14 protein-coding genes and 1 pseudogene are annotated in these 17,110 nt (G+C 73.8%); 9 read left to right on the top strand and 6 right to left on the bottom strand.

The genetic code is table 11. The features are described 5' to 3' along the window. Positions 1 to 175 precede the first annotated feature (175 nt). Entirely contained in the window at positions 176 to 1,354 is a 1,179-nt protein-coding gene (locus OG444_RS05625) for a glycosyltransferase (protein WP_327266667.1), read from the bottom strand. 536 nt (positions 1,355 to 1,890) lie between these two features. Here OG444_RS05625 and OG444_RS05620 point away from each other — a divergent pair. Then, on the top strand, positions 1,891 to 2,682 hold the full coding sequence (locus OG444_RS05620; protein ID WP_327261065.1) for a glutamate racemase: 792 nt from the start codon (positions 1,891 to 1,893) through the stop codon (positions 2,680 to 2,682). A gap of 154 nt (positions 2,683 to 2,836) precedes the next feature. Continuing rightward, the gene (locus tag OG444_RS05615; protein WP_327261064.1) at positions 2,837 to 4,447 is read left to right on the top strand and encodes an ATP-binding cassette domain-containing protein; all 1,611 of its coding nucleotides are present in this window, start codon (positions 2,837 to 2,839) and stop codon (positions 4,445 to 4,447) included. Here the strand turns inward: OG444_RS05615 and OG444_RS05610 are convergent. Together OG444_RS05610 and OG444_RS05605 are read right to left on the bottom strand one after the other, a co-directional pair. Further along, positions 4,417 to 5,370: an ADP-ribosylglycohydrolase family protein gene (locus OG444_RS05610; RefSeq protein WP_442810455.1), complete on the bottom strand. Its 954-nt coding sequence runs from the start codon at positions 5,368 to 5,370 to the stop codon at positions 4,417 to 4,419. The genes OG444_RS05615 and OG444_RS05610 overlap by 31 nt on opposite strands. Further along, complete coding sequence (locus OG444_RS05605) at positions 5,367 to 6,035, bottom strand: TetR/AcrR family transcriptional regulator (RefSeq protein WP_327261063.1); 669 nt, start codon at positions 6,033 to 6,035, stop codon at positions 5,367 to 5,369. The genes OG444_RS05610 and OG444_RS05605 overlap by 4 nt, the downstream gene beginning before the upstream one ends. 91 nt (positions 6,036 to 6,126) lie before the next feature. On the opposite strand from OG444_RS05605, the gene OG444_RS05600 reads away from it, so the two are divergent. Both OG444_RS05600 and OG444_RS05595 read left to right on the top strand, forming a co-directional pair. Then, on the top strand, positions 6,127 to 7,215 hold the full coding sequence (locus OG444_RS05600) for an FAD-dependent oxidoreductase (protein ID WP_327261062.1): 1,089 nt from the start codon (positions 6,127 to 6,129) through the stop codon (positions 7,213 to 7,215). Between the two features lie 77 nt (positions 7,216 to 7,292). After that, positions 7,293 to 7,808, top strand: a complete 516-nt coding sequence (locus OG444_RS05595) for a hypothetical protein (RefSeq protein ID WP_327261061.1) — start codon at positions 7,293 to 7,295, stop codon at positions 7,806 to 7,808. A gap of 70 nt (positions 7,809 to 7,878) precedes the next feature. Here the strand turns inward: OG444_RS05595 and OG444_RS05590 are convergent, their stop codons facing one another. Next, positions 7,879 to 9,087, bottom strand: a complete 1,209-nt coding sequence (locus OG444_RS05590) for a hypothetical protein (RefSeq protein ID WP_327261060.1) — start codon at positions 9,085 to 9,087, stop codon at positions 7,879 to 7,881. A 68-nt stretch (positions 9,088 to 9,155) separates the two neighbouring features. Between OG444_RS05590 and OG444_RS40740 the strand changes: the two are divergent. The 4 genes and pseudogenes from OG444_RS40740 to OG444_RS05570 all read left to right on the top strand — a co-directional run. Beyond that, positions 9,156 to 9,411 (top strand): annotated as a pseudogene (locus tag OG444_RS40740) (transposase); the annotation flags it as partial. A gap of 164 nt (positions 9,412 to 9,575) precedes the next feature. Further along, complete coding sequence (gene lnt, locus OG444_RS05580) at positions 9,576 to 11,201, top strand: apolipoprotein N-acyltransferase (RefSeq protein WP_327261059.1); 1,626 nt, start codon at positions 9,576 to 9,578, stop codon at positions 11,199 to 11,201. Between the two features lie 36 nt (positions 11,202 to 11,237). Continuing rightward, positions 11,238 to 11,723 (top strand): NUDIX hydrolase, encoded by a 486-nt coding sequence (locus OG444_RS05575; protein WP_327261058.1) that lies wholly within the window; start codon positions 11,238 to 11,240, stop codon positions 11,721 to 11,723. Between the two features lie 141 nt (positions 11,724 to 11,864). After that, positions 11,865 to 13,064 (top strand): acyltransferase family protein, encoded by a 1,200-nt coding sequence (locus OG444_RS05570; protein ID WP_327261057.1) that lies wholly within the window; start codon positions 11,865 to 11,867, stop codon positions 13,062 to 13,064. Positions 13,065 to 13,186: 122 nt separating this feature from the next. Here the strand turns inward: OG444_RS05570 and OG444_RS05565 are convergent, their stop codons facing one another. Both OG444_RS05565 and OG444_RS05560 read right to left on the bottom strand, forming a co-directional pair. Next, positions 13,187 to 13,960, bottom strand: coding sequence for a trypsin-like serine peptidase (locus OG444_RS05565; RefSeq protein WP_327261056.1), 774 nt, complete (start codon positions 13,958 to 13,960; stop codon positions 13,187 to 13,189). Positions 13,961 to 14,101: 141 nt separating this feature from the next. Beyond that, a complete protein-coding gene (locus tag OG444_RS05560; protein ID WP_327261055.1) occupies positions 14,102 to 15,577 on the bottom strand; it encodes a hypothetical protein in 1,476 nt (491 codons plus the stop codon). A 160-nt stretch (positions 15,578 to 15,737) separates the two neighbouring features. Here OG444_RS05560 and OG444_RS05555 point away from each other — a divergent pair, with 160 nt between their 5' ends. After that, positions 15,738 to 17,027, top strand: coding sequence for an ATP-binding protein (locus tag OG444_RS05555; RefSeq protein WP_327261054.1), 1,290 nt, complete (start codon positions 15,738 to 15,740; stop codon positions 17,025 to 17,027). The last annotated feature ends 83 nt before the right edge of the window (positions 17,028 to 17,110 follow it).

Raw genomic sequence — 17,110 nt, 5'->3', positions numbered from 1 at the left:
ATTCGCAGGTCAGAGCCACACCTTTCACTTCGCGTTCACGTGCACGATTCACCACTTCCGTCCCACCTTGTTCCTACTCGTACTCTCCGGTTGGCTGTTGCACCGACTTCGTACTGACGCAGCGTCACAACGCGGTGACCTCGGATGACGGTGCTTCAGGCAGTAGTTCGTCGTTTCAGGCGTCACTGGGACGGGCGTAGGTACGGCCCTTCCAGGCGGCCCCGCGGCCCCGGTAGTGCTGAACCGCCGAGTCGACGGTCATCAGGAGGTACAGCAGCGCCGTGAACGGAAGCAGCGGAGCGAGCGCGGGGGACTGGCGGTAGTACCGGAGCATCGGCAGGTAGGTGCCCGCCATCAGCAGCCACGCCGAACCGCCCGCCCACGCGATGGCCGGATGCCCGGTCGCGAGACCCGCCGACAGGGCCGCCGGGGGCACGAGGTAGACCAGCACGAGCCCGGCGACCGTGCCGGCCAGCAGCAGGGGCCGGTGGCGCAGTTGGGCGTAGGCGCTGCGGGAGACCATCCGCCACAGGTCCGCGAGCGCGGGGTACGGGCGCACGCTGTCCACCCGGTCCGCCAGTCCCAGCCAGATCCGGCCGCCGGAGTTGTGCACCGCGCGGGCGAGCGAGACGTCGTCGATGACCGCCTGGCGGATGGAGTCGGGAACGCCGGCCCGCACGGCGGCCCCGGTGCGCAGCAGCACGCAGCCGCCGGCGGCGGCCGCGGTCCGGGCGGAGGGCCGGTTGATCCGGCGGAAGGGATAGAGCTGGGCGAAGAAGTAGACGAAGGCCGGTACGACGAGCCGCTCCCACGTGCCGGCCACCCGCAGGCGGGCCATGAGGGAGACCAGGTCGAGGTCCGCGGAGGTCGCGGCGGCGACCAATTCGCGCAGACTGTCTGGTTCGTGCGCGATGTCGGCATCGGTGAGCAGGAGGAAGTCGGGCTCCGTCGCGTGCGCGGTGCGGGCGATCCCGATGCCGTGCCGGAGCGCCCAGAGCTTGCCGGTCCAGCCGGGCGGGGGGTCGCCGGGGGAGACGACGGTGAGCGGGAGCCCCGGGTGCTCGCGGGCGAGCGCACGGGCAAGTTCGCCCGTGCCGTCCGTGCTGCCGTCGTCGACGAGGATGACCTCGGCCTCGCCGGGATAGTCCTGCGCGATCAGGGAGGGCAGGCTCCGGGGCAGCACCTCGGCCTCGTCCCTGGCCGGGACGACGATCGCGACGGACGGCCAGTGGGCGGGGGCCGTGCGCGGCGGAAGGCGGACGTCGGTCCGCCAGAACATGCCCTGGGCGAAGGTGAGCCAGAGCCAGGCGGCGAGGGAGGCGTAGGCCGCGCAGGCGGCGGTGATGAGGCCCATGGCGGCAGTGTGCCGGGCCCCGGCGGACGTGTCGCGCATCCACGCACCCCGGGTGCGGCGGGCCTCCCGGCCCGGGTGTGACGGGTGTTCCCGGCCCCGGGGCGGTGGGTGTCCGGTGCGGGGTGCGGGGTGCGGGGTGCGGGGTGCGGTGGTCTCGGGGTCGCGGTGCCGCTGGGGCGCGCGGGCCCGGCGCCGCGCGTCCTCCGACGCCGGGGTGGTGGGTGTCCGGTGCGGGGTGCGGGGTGCGGGGTGCGGGGTGCGGTGGTCCCGGGGTCCCGGTGCCGCCGGGGGCGTACGGGCCCCGGTGCCGTGCGTCTCCCGGCCGGGTGTGGGGCCGTAGGGGACCGATGTCGCAGGTCTCCCGGCCCGGGCGTGGGCCCCGTACCGGCCCAGGTGCGGCGGGTCTCCCGCGCGGGTGTGCGGCTTCCCGGTCCGGGGTCGGACCGCCCTCGCGGTTCCGGCGCGGTGGCTCCGGTTGCCTGCGGGTGTTGTCGAGGAGGAGCTCCGGCCGGGCGGGTGTCGACTAAGGTGGCCGGGTGAAGATCGCGCTCATGGACTCCGGAATCGGCCTCCTCGCGGCGGCCGCGGCGGTGCGGCGGCTGCGGCCGGACGCCGATCTGGTCGTGTCCTCGGACCCCGACGGCATGCCGTGGGGCCCGCGGACCCCCGCCGACCTCACCCGGCGGGCCCTCGCCGTCGCCCGGGCCGCCGCCGCGCACCGCCCGGACGCGCTGATCGTCGCCTGCAACACCGCGACCGTGCACGCCCTGGACGCCGTACGGGCGGAGCTGGAGCCTGCCGTCCCGGTCATCGGGACCGTACCTGCGATCAAGCCCGCGGCCGCCGCCGGCGGCCGGCTGGCCATCTGGGCCACTCCCGCCACCACCGGCAGCCCCTACCAGCGCGGGCTGATCCGCGACTTCGCCACCGGCGCCAGAGTCACCGAAGTGCCCTGCCCCGGACTCGCCGATGCGGTGGAGGCGGCCGACGACGCCGCCGTCGCGGCCGCCGTCGCCGCGGCCGCCGCGCTGACCCCTGTCGACGTGACCGACGTGGTGCTGGGCTGCACCCACTACGAGCTGGTGGAGAGCGCCATCCGCGCCGCCCTCGCCGCGCGAACCCGGGGGGCGGAGCTCGTCTACCACGGTTCCGCCGAGCCCGTCGCTGTCCAGGCCCTGCGCCGCCTGGGTCTGCGCCCCGAGCCGGGCCTGCCCCGCACGGGCGGACTGACCGTCCTGCGCAGCGGGCGCGAGGGAACGCTGCCCGCCGCCGCGCTCGCGTACGCCGAGGGCCGGCTGCTCGCGGGCCGGGGCGCGCCCGTCGGCTGACCGACGGCCGGCTGATCCCGGCGGTCTCGGCCGCCCCCGACCGACCTTCAGCTCTGACGAGACGGATCGTCTTGCATGCGATCCGGACCCGGTCTATGCTCGGGCGTGTAACGAGACGGGACGGTCCGTCTCGTGTTATCGAAGGGAATCGCCCTTGCGTGCTCCACTCGCCACCACCCGGATCGTCCTGTCCGAGGTCACCAAGAGCTACGACACCCGCGTCGTCCTGGACCGCGTCAGCTGTACGGTCCGGCCCGGCGAGCGGGTCGGCGTCGTCGGCGACAACGGTTCCGGCAAGTCCACCCTGCTCAGGCTCCTCGCCGGACAGGAGCGTCCTGACCACGGCGAGGTCACCGTCACCGCCCCGGGCGGTCTCGGGCACCTCGCGCAGACCCTCGAACTCCCGCCGGCCGCCCGCGTCGGCGAGGCGATCGACCTCGCCCTCGCGGACCTGCGCGTCCTGGAGCACCGGATCCGCGCCGCCGAGTCACTCCTCCACCGGGCCGGCCCCGAGGAGCTCCTCGCCTACGGGGACCTCCTGGCCGCCTACGAGTCGCGCGGCGGACGCGATGCCGAACGGCGCGTCAGGACCACCCTGCGCCGGCTGGGCGAACGCGCCGAGCTCGACCCGGACCGCCGGCTCGGCACCTTGTCCGGCGGTCAGCGCTCCCGGCTCGCGCTCGCCGCGGTCCTAGCCGCCGAACCGGAACTGCTGCTGCTCGACGAACCCACCAACGACCTCGACGACGAGGCGGTCGCCTGGCTGGAGGCGCATCTGCTCGCCCATCGCGGCACCGTCGTTGCCGTCACCCACGACCGGCTCTTCCTCGACCGCGTCACGACCGCCGTCCTCGAAGTGGACCAGGACCGCCGGACAGTACGCCGCTACGGCAACGGGTACGCGGGGTACCTCACGGCCCGCGCCGCCGAACGGGCCCGCCGGGAGCGCGAGTACGAGCAGTGGCGCGAGGACGTCCGCGATGCCGAGCGGCTCGCCGACACCAACATCGGCCGGTTCGCCGCGATCCCGCGCAAGCTGCCGCGCGGCTTCAGCGGTGCGGGTGCCTTCCGCGCCCGCTCCCGGACCCACGGCGCCGCGAGCCGCATCCGCACCGCACGCGAACGGCTGCACCGGCTGACCGAGAACCCGGTGCCGCCGCCGCCGCGCCCGCTCGTCTTCACCGGCCGGTTCAGCAAGGGCTCGGCGGGGGCGGTGGAGATCGAGGGCGCGGCCCTGCCGGGCCGTCTCGCACCCGTCTCGCTCACGCTCACGCCGGGCGAGCGGCTCCTGGTGACCGGACCCAACGGCTCCGGGAAGTCGACGCTGTTGCACATGCTCGCGGGTGAACTGGAGCCCGCTCGGGGCGGCGTACGGACGCCTCCGCGCGTGGGGCTGCTGCGGCAGGACGATCCCTGGGAGGGCGAACCGCGGTCCGTCGTAGAGGTGTTCGGCGAGGAGCACGCCGACCGGGTGGCCGGGTACGGTCTGCTCGCGCCGGACGATCTGACCCGCCCGGTGGGCCTCCTCTCGGCCGGCCAGCGCCGCAAGCTGGAGCTGGCCAGGCTGGTGGCGCGGCCGCTCGACCTGCTGCTGCTGGACGAGCCGACGAACCACCTGGCCCCGGCCGTGGTGGAGGAACTGGAGGCCGCCCTCGCCCACTTCGGCGGCATCCTGGTCCTGGTCACCCACGACCGGCGGCTGCGCGCGGCCTTCCGGGGGAGGTGCCTGGACCTTCAGCGGGAGCCGGCCGCCGCGAGCCGCTGAGCCAGCGTGCACAGGTCGTCCGCGTCCAGGACCCGGTCCCCGAACCCGGGCAGCGGCACGTGCAGCGACGCCGTCCAGTGCCCGGGCACCGCGGCCCGTCCGTACCGGGCGCCGGCCAGGATCCCCGTCACCGCGGCCACCGTGTCGGTGTCGCCGCCCAGGTCCACGGCGGCCCGTACGGCCTGCGCGAAGCCGGTGGTGGTCCGCAGCGCCCACACCGCCGAGCCCAGGCAGGGCCACACCGCCCCGTTGAACTCGGTGGCCAGCCCCGGATGCCAGTCGGGGGCGAGCACGCGGCCGTAGCGCTCGCGGTGGTCCGGGTGCACCGCGGCGAGGGTCGCGGGGAGGGCGGCCAGCGGGTCGGCTCCCTCCAGGGTGACGCGGACGAGCTCGTGCAGGATCGCGGTGCCCTCCCAGGCGGCCCGGTCGCCGTGCGTGAGCGCCGCGATCCGCCGGGCGGCGTCCATGGTCCCCCGCTGCCCGGCGGGGGCGAAATAGACCGCCGAGGTGGCCGACCGCATCAGGGAACCGTTGCCGGCGGCCCGTGCGTTGATCTGGAAGTGCAGGGCCGCGGCGGAGTCCCAGGGCTCGCCGTTGGTGAGTACGTCCTCGGTCTGCAGCCCGATGTCCTTGGGGTGCCCGGCCGCCCACCGCTGGAACCGGCCGAAGACGTCCGCGAGTTCGAGGCCGCCGCACTCCAGCAGGGATTCCCCGACCAGGACGGCCATCTGCGTGTCGTCCGTCGCCTCGCCGGGGTCCCAGCCGCCGCCCCCGGCCATCTCCGCTCCGCGGGCGGTCAGTTCCCCCGCCGCCCCGAACTCGTAGGGTGCGCCCAGCGCGTCGCCCGCCGCCGAGCCGAGGACGGCTCCCACCTCCCGGTCCGACCGGCTGATCGCGGGCGTCACGGGCGTCACGGGCGTCACGGGGTCTCCTCCTCGCAAACGGCCGCCAGCAGTTCGCGCGCGAAGCGGTCCAGGTCGTCCAGGCCGGCCGCCGCCAGGGTGGCGGGTGCGCCGGTCAGCAGGTGGGTGATGGCGCCGTGCAGGGCGAGGGTCAGGGCGCGGGCCCGCTCCGGCCCGGCCTTCAGGCCGGCCGCGCGCAGCAGGTGCGCGTGCGCCGTGAAGTCCGCCGCGGCGACCGGGTCCAGCAGGGCGGCCAGCCACGGGCGCCGCGTCGCCTCGGCCTGGAGCTCCAGGACGGCCAGTACGCGGGGGCGTCCGGGTCCGGCCACGTTCCGGAGGAGGCCGGCGAGCAGCGCCGCGAGCTGTGCGGCGTCGGCGGGCCAGGGCCCGGGCCCGTCTCCGCGCCCCTGCCCGGGCCCGGTCCCCGGGCCGTACCCGGGAACATTTTCGCGCCCGGGCCCGTCCCCGGGTCCCGCCAGGGCCGCGGCCAGCGCCCGGTACTGCTCCTCGCAGCGTTCGGCCGCGCCCCGCAGCAGGGCGTCGCGGGTCGGGAAGTAGTTCTTGGCGGTGCCGGTCGGCACGCCGGCGGCCGCGTCGACGGCCCGGTGCGTCAGCCCGCGCCCGCCCGCTTCCGCCAGTACGGCGATGGCCGCGTCCCGCAGCCGGTCCCTCCGGTCCTGATTCACGTTGCCAGCTTAACCACAGCCGTGGTACCACAAGTGTAGTACCACGGCTGTGGTGGTCGTGGACGTGCGGCAACGGCAAAGGGGGCAGGCCATGAGCGGGACCCTGAGGGGACCGGGGCATGGGCAGGGCGGCGGTACGGGCGGCGGTACGGGCACGGCCGTGGTCGTCGGCGCGGGGGTCGGCGGACTCGCCACCGCCATCGGTCTGCGCCGCGCTGGCTGGGAGGTGACCGTCCTCGAACGGCGGACCGTGCCCGAACGCTACGGAACCGCCTTCGGGATCCACCCCACCGCCCAGTCCGCGCTCGACCGGCTCGGTCTCGGCGACGCGCTGCGGGCGCGGGCCGTGCCGTACCGGGGTGCCGGCATCCGACGCCCCGACGGCAAGATCCTGGCCGCCCTCCCGCTCGAACGGATAGAGCGCAGGGCGGGCCGGCCCGAGCTGCTCATCTCCCGCCCCCACCTGCTCGACGCGCTGCTCGACGCCCTGGAGCGGCTCGGCGGGGTACGGATCGCCCACGGACGGCACCTCACCGACCCAGGAGCACTCACCGCCGACCTGGTCGTCGGCGCCGACGGCATCAACAGCGCGGTCCGTACGGCGCACTTCGGCAGCGCCTGCGGTCCGCGCCCGATCGGCACGGTCGCCTGGATCGGCATCGCCGGATTCGAGACCGGCCTGTACGGCGAGACCTGGGGCGCGGGCCGCTTCTTCGGCATGACCCCCGTCGAGCCCGGCCGCACCAACTGGTACGCCACCGTTCCCGAGGCCACCACCGCCCAGGAAGTACGGGAGGCCTTCGCCGGCTGGCACGACCCCATCCCGCGCGTCCTGGCCGAGACAGACCCCGCGACCTGGATCCGGTACGAGATGCGACACCTCCACCCCGCGCTCCCCGCCTTCGTCGCCGACGGCCGGATCGCCCTCGTCGGCGACGCCGCCCACGCCATGACACCCAACCTCGGCCAGGGGGCCTGCACCGCCCTCCTCGACGCCGAGGCCCTGAGCCGCGCCGTCGCCGCCGCCGGACCGGCCGGGCTGCCCGGCGCCCTGCGCGCGTACGACAAGGAGCGCCGCCGCAGTGCCCAGCGCGTCGCCTTCGGCTCCCGGAGTCTGCACCGCTTCATGACGGGCAGCCGCCCGGCCGTGCGCGACGCGCTCGTCCGCCTGCTGCCGTGAGGCGGGGCGCCGGCCCTGCGGAGCCGAGTGGGCGAGAGTCAGTGGCGGGCAAGAGGAACGTGAGTACGCTGCTACTCATGACGGGTCACCCTCCGGGTCCGCTCTGGGCGGGCCGGGCCTCCAACCGCGCGCAGTGGCTGCTGGCAGCCGCCGGTGCCGCCTGTCTGGCGCTCGGCATCGAACTCGCCGTCGACTACGCCTGGACCGCCGGCATCATCCCGCTCCTCATGTCCGTGATCGGCTGTCTCGCCGTCGGGCTGCTCATCCTCTACGGCACCCTGGCCTTCGTGCACGTCGCCGTCACCATCGACGCCGAGGCCCTGGAAGTGCGCTGCGGCCACATAGGGGTGCCCCGCCGCAGGATCCGGCTCGCGCACGTGGCCTCCGCCGAATTCGTCCCCAGCATCACCCCGCAGCAATGGGGAGGCTGGGGCCACCGCTGGCGCCCCGAGAAGGGAACCGCGATCATCGTCCGCCGCGGCGAGGGAGTCGCCCTCACACTCGACGACGGCAAACGGTTCACCGTCACCGTCGACGACGCCGAGAACGCCGTCCGCGTCATCCGCACCCACCTGCGCACCCTCGCCCGCTAGGGCCTAAGGCCTGTCTGATAATTGATCTTGTGGCAGGTCGAGGTGGGTTGACGGAGGTGGCGGCCGTGTGTCAGCTCGGGCGCTCGTAGTTGGTCAGGACGCAGCCCTCGACCTGGGCCTTCTCCAGCCGGTAGCCGGCCGGCGGCGCGGTGAAGCCGGTCTCGCAGTTCAGGTACAGGAACTGGAGCTGGTACAGCCCGCGGCGGACGTTCGCGTTGTTGGTCTCCACGGCGATGTTCGTGCCGACCAGCAGCTTGCTCGCAGTGGCCTTGAGGCGCCCGTCGTCCTTCAGGTCGGCCAGCTGCGCCGCCTTGGCCTTGGTCTGGAGGGTCTTCATGTCGGAGACGGTGTCCAGCCAGTTCAGGTTGTGCGCGCGCTGCTCCCCGCCGAGCTGGCCGCAGACCGCTCGCTGCTTGACGCCCCAAGCGCTCGCGGGGCCGTCGACGACCGGCATGTAGTCGATCGACTGTACCGGCTCGTCGGTGACCTCCATGCTCGTGCAGTCGACCGTGTGCGGGCTGACGAGCTTCTTCAGCTCGGCGATGCTGCCGGCGCTCGGCAGACCCGGGCTGCCGGTGGACGGCTGGCCCGTCTTCGCGGCTCCCTCGGTGGAGGGGTCGCGGACCGCCCCGCGGTGGGGGCTGCCCTGGCCGTCGGGGCTGTTGACGTAGTCGGTGAGGAAGCAGCCCTCGACCAGGGCCTTCTCCTTCTTGAACCCCTCCGGGACGAAGACGTCGGGGTTGCAGCTGAGGATGCGCAGGTCGGAGTTGGGCGGGTCGACCAGGGACACGGCGGTGGCGGTCTTGAGCGCGGTCAGGGCGAAGGTCTTGCCCACGACCGTGCGGCTGGCGAGGTCGGTGTCGTTCCGGCCCTCGGCGAGCAGCTTCGCGGTGTGGTCCTTGGCGGCCTGCTGGAAGGCCTTCATGTCCGGGGTCAGGAAGAGGACGATCTCGCCCCGCGCCTTCTTGTCCGTGCAGACGCCGCGCTCCGTGATGCCCCAGTCCCCGGCGCCGATGAACCCGCTCAGCGGCACCCGGCTGTCGTTCGGGTCGGTGCTGAGGTTCTCGCAGGACGTGTACTGCTGTACGTGGGCCTGCGCCCCGGCCAGCGTGGCGGGCGCGGCGCCGGCGGCCGTGGGGGAGGCGGGGGCGGCGCCCAGAGCGCTCGCGGAAGGGCTCGCGGCGGGCGAGCCCGGCTTGGGGGAGTCCTCGCAGGCGGTGGCGAGGCTGGTGAGCGCGGCGAGGGCCGCGGTCGCGGCGGATATCCGCTGGAGGCGCATGGGTGTCTTCCGTCGGCTGGACACGGCACGGGGGGATGGCGTGCCCATGCTAAGGCCAAAATGATCTTGTGGCGGGTCGAGGTGGGTTGACGGAGGTGGTGTGGGAGTGGATGGAGCCCTTGTTGCCGCAGGTGGACGGGCGTGGTCGGCCGTGGCGTGATCACCGGCAGGTGGTCGATGGTGTGCTGTGGCGTTTGCGGACCGGGGCTCCGTGGCGTGACCTGCCCGAGCGGTACGGGCCGTGGCAGACCGTCTTACGAGCGGTTCGCCCGCTGGGAAGCGGACGGCACGCGGGCAAGGCGTCAGCACTGGGTGTCGGTACGGGGCCGCGTCACCCGGCCGCGGCGCACAAGGCACCCGGCCGCGGCGAAAACGGAACCTCGCCCCGGCGCCGCGTCGCGCGAGGACGGCCGGCGTGAGCCGTCCGTCCCGGTGACCCGGCCGGGCGCTTACGGGTCCGCGAGGCGCGGGGACGTACACTCCGCCAGATGAGCAGCAGTGTCACCCGCGCGACCGGGAACGAGCCCTCGCAGTCCGCCGACCGGCCCCCGGCCGGCGCGGCCGTGCCCGCCGCCACCGCCCGGTCCGCCGCGCAGCGGAAGGGGTTCCTGCTGCTGCGTGCCGTGCTCGCCGCCCTCTCCGGCGTGCTGCTCTACCTCAGCTTCCCGCCCCGCCCGCTGTGGTGGCTGGCCCCCCTCGCCCTCGCGCTGCTCGCCGGGTGCCTGCACGGCCGCCGCGCCCGGGCGGGCTTCGGCCTCGGGCTGCTCGCCGGACTCGGCTACCTGCTGCCGCTGCTCGTCTGGACGGGTGAGGAGGTCGGCCCGGTGCCCTGGCTGGCGCTGAGCACCCTCGAAGCCCTTTTCGTCGGCCTCACCGGCCTCGGTATCGCCCTGGTCAGCCGGCTCCGGGCCTGGCCGCTGTTCGCCGCCGCCGTCTGGGTCGCGGGCGAGGCGCTTCGGGCCCGGGCCCCCTTCGGCGGATTCCCCTGGGGCAAGCTCGCCTTCGGGCAGGCCGACGGCGTCTTCACCCCGCTCGTCGCCCTCGGCGGCACCCCGCTGCTCTCCTTCGGTGTCGCCCTGTGCGGATTCGGTCTCTACGAGGCCCTGCGCATCGCCCGCAGCCACCCCGGCCGCACCACCGCCGCGCTGACCGCGCTCACCGTCGCCGCCCCGATCGGCGTCGGCCTCGCCGCCCGCCCCCTGGTGTCCGACGCGGCCGAGGACGGCACCGCCGTGGTCGCCGTCATCCAGGGCAACGTGCCCCGCCTCGGCCTCGACTTCAACTCCCAGCGCCGGGCCGTCCTCGACAACCACGCCAGGCGCACGGTCCAGCTCGCCGAGGACGTCAAGGCCGGGCGGGCCCCGAAGCCCGACTTCGTCGTCTGGCCGGAGAACTCCTCCGACCTCGACCCGTACGCGGAGCCCGACGCCCACGACGTCATCGACACGGCCGTCAAGGCCATCGGCGTGCCCGTCGCCATCGGCGCCGTGGTGGCCCCGGAGACCGGCCCGCTGCGCAACACGATGATCCTCTGGGACCCGGTCGAGGGCCCCACCGTGACCTACGACAAGCGCAAGATCCAGCCCTTCGGCGAGCGGATCCCGATGCGCTCCGTCGTCCGCCTCTTCAGCTCCGACGTGGACCGGGTGCGCCGCGACTTCGGTCCCGGCAAGGAACCCGGCGTCTTCGACATGGCCGGCAGCGGTGTCGGCATGGTCACCTGCTTCGAGGCCGCCTTCGACGACGCCGTCCGTTCCACCGTCCGGGCCGGCGCCCAGGTGATCGCCGTACCGAGCAACAACGCCACCTTCGGCCGGACCCAGATGACCTACCAGCAGCTCGCCATGGACCGGATCCGCGCCGTCGAGCACAGCCGGACCGTCCTCGTCCCCGTCACCAGCGGGGTCAGCGCCGTCATCCGCCCCGACGGCAAGGTCGTCTCGCAGACGAAGATGTTCACCGCGGACGCGCTCGTCGCCGAGATCCCGCTGCGCTCGGGCAGCACCCCGGCCACGGTCGTCGGACCGCTGCCCGAGTACGCACTGATCGCGCTGGCCTCGGGCGGCCTCGGCCTGCTCCTGTACCGCCGGATCCGCTCGCGCCGGAACGCCTGAGGCGGTACCGGGGCGGTCGCCTCGTAGGGTCGGGGCATGACCACACCCGATTTCATCCGTCAGATCCGCGCCAGCGCCGGACACCAGCTGCTTCTGCTGCCGGGGGTCACGGCCATCGTCTTCGACGAACTCGGCCGGGTGCTGCTCGGCCGGCGCTCCGACACCGGGCAGTGGGCAGTGATCGGCGGGATCGCCGAGCCGGGGGAGCAGCCCGCCGAGACCGCCGTGCGCGAGGTGTACGAGGAGACGGCGGTGCGCTGCGTCGCCGAGCGCGTGGTGCTCGTCCAGATGACGGACCCGATGACCTATCCCAACGGTGACATCTGCCAATTCCAGGACATCACCTTCCGCTGCCGTGCGACGGGCGGCGAGGCACGGGCCAATGACAACGAATCCCTCGAAGTGGCGTGGTTCGAGGTGGACGCACTGCCGCCGCTGGATCCGTTCGGCCTGGACAGGATCCACCGGGCCCTGCGTGATGAGCCGACCTGGTTCGACGCCCCCGCCGAGCTCTTGGAGTAGCCGGCCGGGTGCGCCCGACAAACCGGGGCGCACCGCCTCGTACCTCTGGGCAGGGCTGTGAGCTGCTCGTATGTGCGCTGTAGGGTTCCGCTGACCTGAGCGGTAGTCGGACAGTCATACATTCAAGGAGGCGGTCGGGGGATGAGCTTGCGCAGTTCAGCCGGAGAGTCGCGGGCGGGCGGCAAGGGCCGTACGTCTGCCGGAGCGGCCCCCGGCGGGCGCCTGGCGGTCCTCGACGGGGTGCGGGTCCTCGCCGCACTCGGCGTGCTCCTCTACCACTACTTCGCCCTCGCGAGCGCCTGGGGCGAACCGCCGCGGAACATCTTCCCGATCGCCAACCGGTTCGCGGTCTACGGCTGGCTCGGCGTCGAGATCTTCTTCCTGGTCAGCGGCTTCGTCATCTGCATGAGCGCCTGGGGCCGCAGCGTGGGCGACTTCGCGGTGTCCCGGATCTCCCGGCTCTTCCCCGCCTACTGGGTGGCCGTGGTCTTCACCGCCCTCGTGCTGTTCACCTGGCCCGAGGTCAGGGAGGTCAAGGCGTTCAGCCACGTCGTGGTGAACCTGTCGATGCTGCAGGGCGGCCTCGGAGTCCCGAACATCGATGACGCGTACTGGACCCTCTTCGTCGAGCTCAAGTTCTACGTACTGTTCGCGCTGGTGGTCATGCGCGGCGTGACCTACCGCAACTGCGTCCTGTTCTGTGCGGCCTGGACCCTGGCCGGTGTCGTGGCCCCCTCCGCCGACAGCGGTGTGCTGTCCTTCTTCGCGGCCGGGGCCTCGTCCCCCTACTTCATCGCCGGAATCGCCTTCTACCTGATGCGCCGCTTCGGCCAGAACGCCGTCCTGTGGGCCGTCGTCGGCGTGCAGTTCCTCCTCGCGCAGCACCATGTGCACGCCCGGATGATCTCCAGCCTGGGCAGGGCGGCCACCGGTCAGACGCCGGCCTGGCCCGCGCATCTGATCATCGCGCTGGGCTTCGTCCTGATGGCGGCGATAGCCCTCGGTTCGCTCGACCGCGTCCAGTGGCGCTGGCTCCAGCACGCGGGAGCGCTGACGTACCCGCTCTACCTGATCCACATGCTGGCCGGACTGACCTTCATCCATCACTTCCGCCGCGATGTGGCACCCGTACCGCTGGTCATCGGTGTGATCGCCGGGATGCTGCTGCTCGCCTGGCTCATCCACCGCTTCGTGGAACGCCCGCTCGGCCGGCTGCTGCGCGACCGGCTGCGCCGGGGGATGCAGGACATCAGGTCGGCCACCGCGAGCGGACCGTCGACCGGCCGCCTCCCCGCCCAGCCCTCCGCGCCCGAGGCCGAACGAATCCCGGTCTCCCGCTAGGTCGGGCCACGGCCGGACTCACGACCGGACCTGCGACAACGCCCCTACGACCGGAGCCCACGACCGGGACCTACGACCGGAGCCCACGACCGGGACCTACGAGCGCGGCCCACGACCGGGTCCTACGAGCGGGCCTCCTCGTACAGCTCCAGGGCCCGGTCGCCCAGGACCGCGCTGTAGGAGATCTCCGGGACGCTCCCGCCGCCCTCGTAGCCCCCGAGGACCCCGGCCAGCGCGCCGTTGACCAGCCAGGGGCTGCCGCTGGTGCCGCCGGTGAGGTCCGGGCAGTCGATCCGGCGCTGGGTCCCGGAGAGCAGGGAGGTCGCATTCGCGCAGCGCAGCGGGGCCTCCAGGGTCCGCGGGTATCCGATGACCGTCGCCTTGGCGTCGTCCGGCTGTTCGGCGGCGACCGGGAAGCCGCCCACGAGGTCCTCGACGGCTCCGGCCGGGCCGTCGCCGTCCACCGGGGCCACCGTCACGAAGGCGATGTCGTCGTCCGGGTCCTGGCCGTCCGTCCAGCCCGGGGCGACGTGCGTGCCGGTGAGCTTCCAGAAGCCGTACGGGGCCCTTCCGTCGCGGTAGCCCGGTGCGAAGAGGATCGTGCCGGGGTTCTCCAGACAGTGCGCGGCGGTGGCGATCACATCGCCGTCCTCGCTGTGCACAACGGCGGCCGTGCAGAAATGGCCGCCCTCCTGCCCTCCCGCGAACAGTGCGCCGACCCGGTTCACGGTGGCTCCGGGCAGCGCCTGCGCGGTGACGCCGAGCGGCGGCCGGGCCGCGGCGTCGGGCACGTCCACGCCGAGCAACGCGGCCATCGCGGCCAGTGCGAGCAGGATCCGGGACGCCCGCCGCGCACGGGTGCGCCGGGCCGTTCGGGGGAGCGTGGAATGGATCATGTTTTCCACCCTGCCCGCCGAACCTATGTCCGGAGGCTGGAGTTCCGTATGAATCTCCTGTGAATTCGGTGAACCTCCTGTGAAACCCGGGACATGACCGGACAGGCCCGTTTTTGTCGGACGACGGCAGCCGATCGCCCGCTACGCGCGCCGCTCGTACACCGTCACCCGGCGCCCCCGCACCTGCCGGTCCGCCACCACCGCGAAGTGCTCGCGCAGCACCGCCGCCTTGGTCCTGTCGCGCTCCGCAGACGGGGCCTTGGCCACCTTCGCCGCGTCCGTCACCAGCAGCACCCGCCGCTGTCCGAGCAGCGCCGCACGGATCCGCGCCGGCTCCGCCTCCTCGCCCTTCAGGGTGGCCGAGGCCACCGGGGACTCGGCCAGCGCCACGTCGGACAGGCCGGTGAACGCGCCGGGCGACACCAGCGCCGTGTCCCGCCGCGCGGCCGGGACGAACAGCACCGCGTCCCCGTCCTGCTTCAGCCGGGCCACCTCACCGGCCACCGCCAGGACGTCGTCGATCCGGCTCGCCGGGGCCCGCTTGCCCAGTTCCACCGGCAGCAGGGCCAGCAGCGAGACGCCGACCACCCCGGGCACCACCAGGCCCGCCGCCCTCGGGAACCGGGGCGCGCAGGACCGTACGGCGGAGCCCAGGGCGGCGCCGATCAGCAGGGCCAGACCCACCATGCTGAACAGCACGTACCGGTCCAGGAACAGCGGCTGCACCAGGGACAGCCCGATCAGCCCGAGCTGCGGCACCGCCAGCAGCGGCAGACCGACCGCGGCCACCGGGAGCCCCGTGCGGCCCGCTCCGCCCGCCCGCTCCGCCCACGCGCCCAGCCCGCCGGCCACCAGGAGGATCCCCGGCCCGATCAGCATGTGCCAGGTCAACGGCGGTATCCACGACACCTGGTCGGACTGGCCCCGGCTGAACAGGATCAACGGCAGCACCCCCGCCACCGCCCCCGAGGCGTACGCCGCCCAACGCAGCCACACGCCGCGCCCGGCCCGCGCCCACCCCAGGGTCGCCGCGTGCGCGGGCAGGACCAGCAGGGACAGCCAGTTCAGCAGGGCGCACACCAGCACGGCGGTCCCGTACGCCGCCCAGCGCGGCCAGACGCGCCGTCCGGGTCCGCGCTCCACCAGCGACACCAGCAGCAGAGTGGAGAACGCGGCCCCCGCCGCGACCAGCGCGTACGGCCGGCCCTCCTGGAGGTAGAACTGGACCGCCGGCAGCAGCCCGAGGGCCAGACCGCCGCCGAGCCCGGCCCAGAAGCCGGCCAGGCGCTCCCCGATCAGCGCCACGCACGCCGCGGCGGCCGAGAAGGCCAGCACCGACGGCAGCCGCAGCGTCGTCGTGCTCGCCCCGAAGACCTCGAAGAGGCCGTGCATCAGCAGGTAGTAGAGGCCGTGCACGGCGTCGACGTTCCCGAGCATCGCCCATATCTCGGACGCCGACCGCCCCGCCACCTGCCAGGTCGCCGCCTCGTCCCGCCACACACTGTCCTGCCGGGAGAGCCCCCACAGACCGAGCACCAGGGTCCACACGAGGGGGACCGGCCACACCGGGACGCGCCGGCGCCGGGAAACGGATATGGCAGATATGTCGGAAGGCATGAAGGTGCGCGGATCCTCGGTGCGGGGCGTCGGCGGAAAGCACCAGTCTATGGACGCCACGGACGGTTTCCGGACCGCCTGTTGTGCACCACGGAGCGTGATCGTCGAGCCCGCCCGCCCCTAGCCTCACCGCAGGAGCACGAACGAGGGGCGGTACCCGGTGAACTGGCTCATCCACGACTACCGCGAGAGCGATCTCGCAGCGGTGGTCCATCTGATCGACACCACGGCCGAACTCGGCCAGGAGTCCGTCTTCTCGCTCGCCGAGTGCATCAGCGCGCTGACCGACCGTCAGCCCTGCGTGGTCGCCGTCCACCAGGGCGTCCCCATCGGCGCGGCCCTCGCCTGCGTCACCGGGGAGCGGGCCTGGGTGATGCGCATCGCCATCGCGGCGGGCTGGCGCGGCCGCGGCCTGGCCAGCGCCCTGCTCGTCGAGCTGGAACGACGGCTCATCGCCGCCCGCGTCGGCCGCATCGCCTACGTCCTGCCCGAGGAGGACATGCTCGGCGAGGGCCTCCTCAACGCCGGCTACACACGGCAGCCGGCCGTCGCCTACTTCGAGAAGACCGAGCCGCTGCACGGACCGGCCGCGGGCCTCCTCGACGATCTCGGCGGCCGCTTCCTGCCCAATGACCTGTGGGCCAAGGTCGCCGGCATGGAGACGGAGAAGGACCTCATCGAGCGGCGCGTGGTGCTGCCGCTCGCCGAACCGGAGCGGGCCGCCTCCCACGGGGTGCGGCCGCCGCGCGCGATCACCCTCTTCGGGCCGCCCGGCACCGGCAAGACCACCTTCGCCCGGGCCATCGCCTCCCGGCTCGGCTGGCCCTTCGTGGAACTGCTGCCCTCCCGCCTCGCCGACGAGGGCAACCTGGCGGCCGCACTGCGCGACGCCTTCGCCCGGATCGCCGAGCTGGAGCGGGTCCTCGTCTTCATCGACGAGGTCGAGGAGATCGCGCCGGTGCGCACCGAGCCCGCGCAGCCCGGCGGGATCCACGGCGTGACCAACGAACTGCTGAAGCTGATACCGGGCTTCCGGGAGGGCGACGAGCGGCTGCTGGTGTGCGCCACCAACTCCATCCGCTCACTCGACCCGGCCTTCCTGCGGCCCGGCCGCTTCGACTACCTGATCCCGATCGGCACCCCGGACGCCGGTGCGCGAGCCGCGATCTGGTCCCGCTACACGGCAGGCCGCGCGGACGTCGACGTGAACGCCTTGGTGGCGGCCACCGAACTGTTCACCCCGGCCGACATCGAGCACGCGGCGCGGATCGCGGCGCAGGTGTCCTTCGAGCGGGACCTGGAGGCGGTGGGCGCGCGGGGCGCGGCGGCCGCGCAGCTGGGTGCGACCACCGCGGACTATCTGGCGGCGGTCCGGCAGTGCCGGCCGACGGTGACCCCGGCGATGACCGGCGAGTTCGAGGCGGACATCACCGCGCACGCCCGGTTCTGACGCCCGGCCGCCACCACCGCCCCGGCGTCCGTCCCCCGGCGTCCGTCCCCGATGTCCGTCCCCCGGTTGCGGCGGGGGCGGAA

Origin of the sequence: Streptomyces sp. NBC_01232 (assembly GCF_035989885.1) — a bacterium.
Taxonomy (GTDB): Bacteria; Actinomycetota; Actinomycetes; order Streptomycetales; family Streptomycetaceae; genus Streptomyces.
Note: the sequence above shows the minus strand (reverse complement) of the source record. Positions and strands in the feature narration are given on the sequence as shown.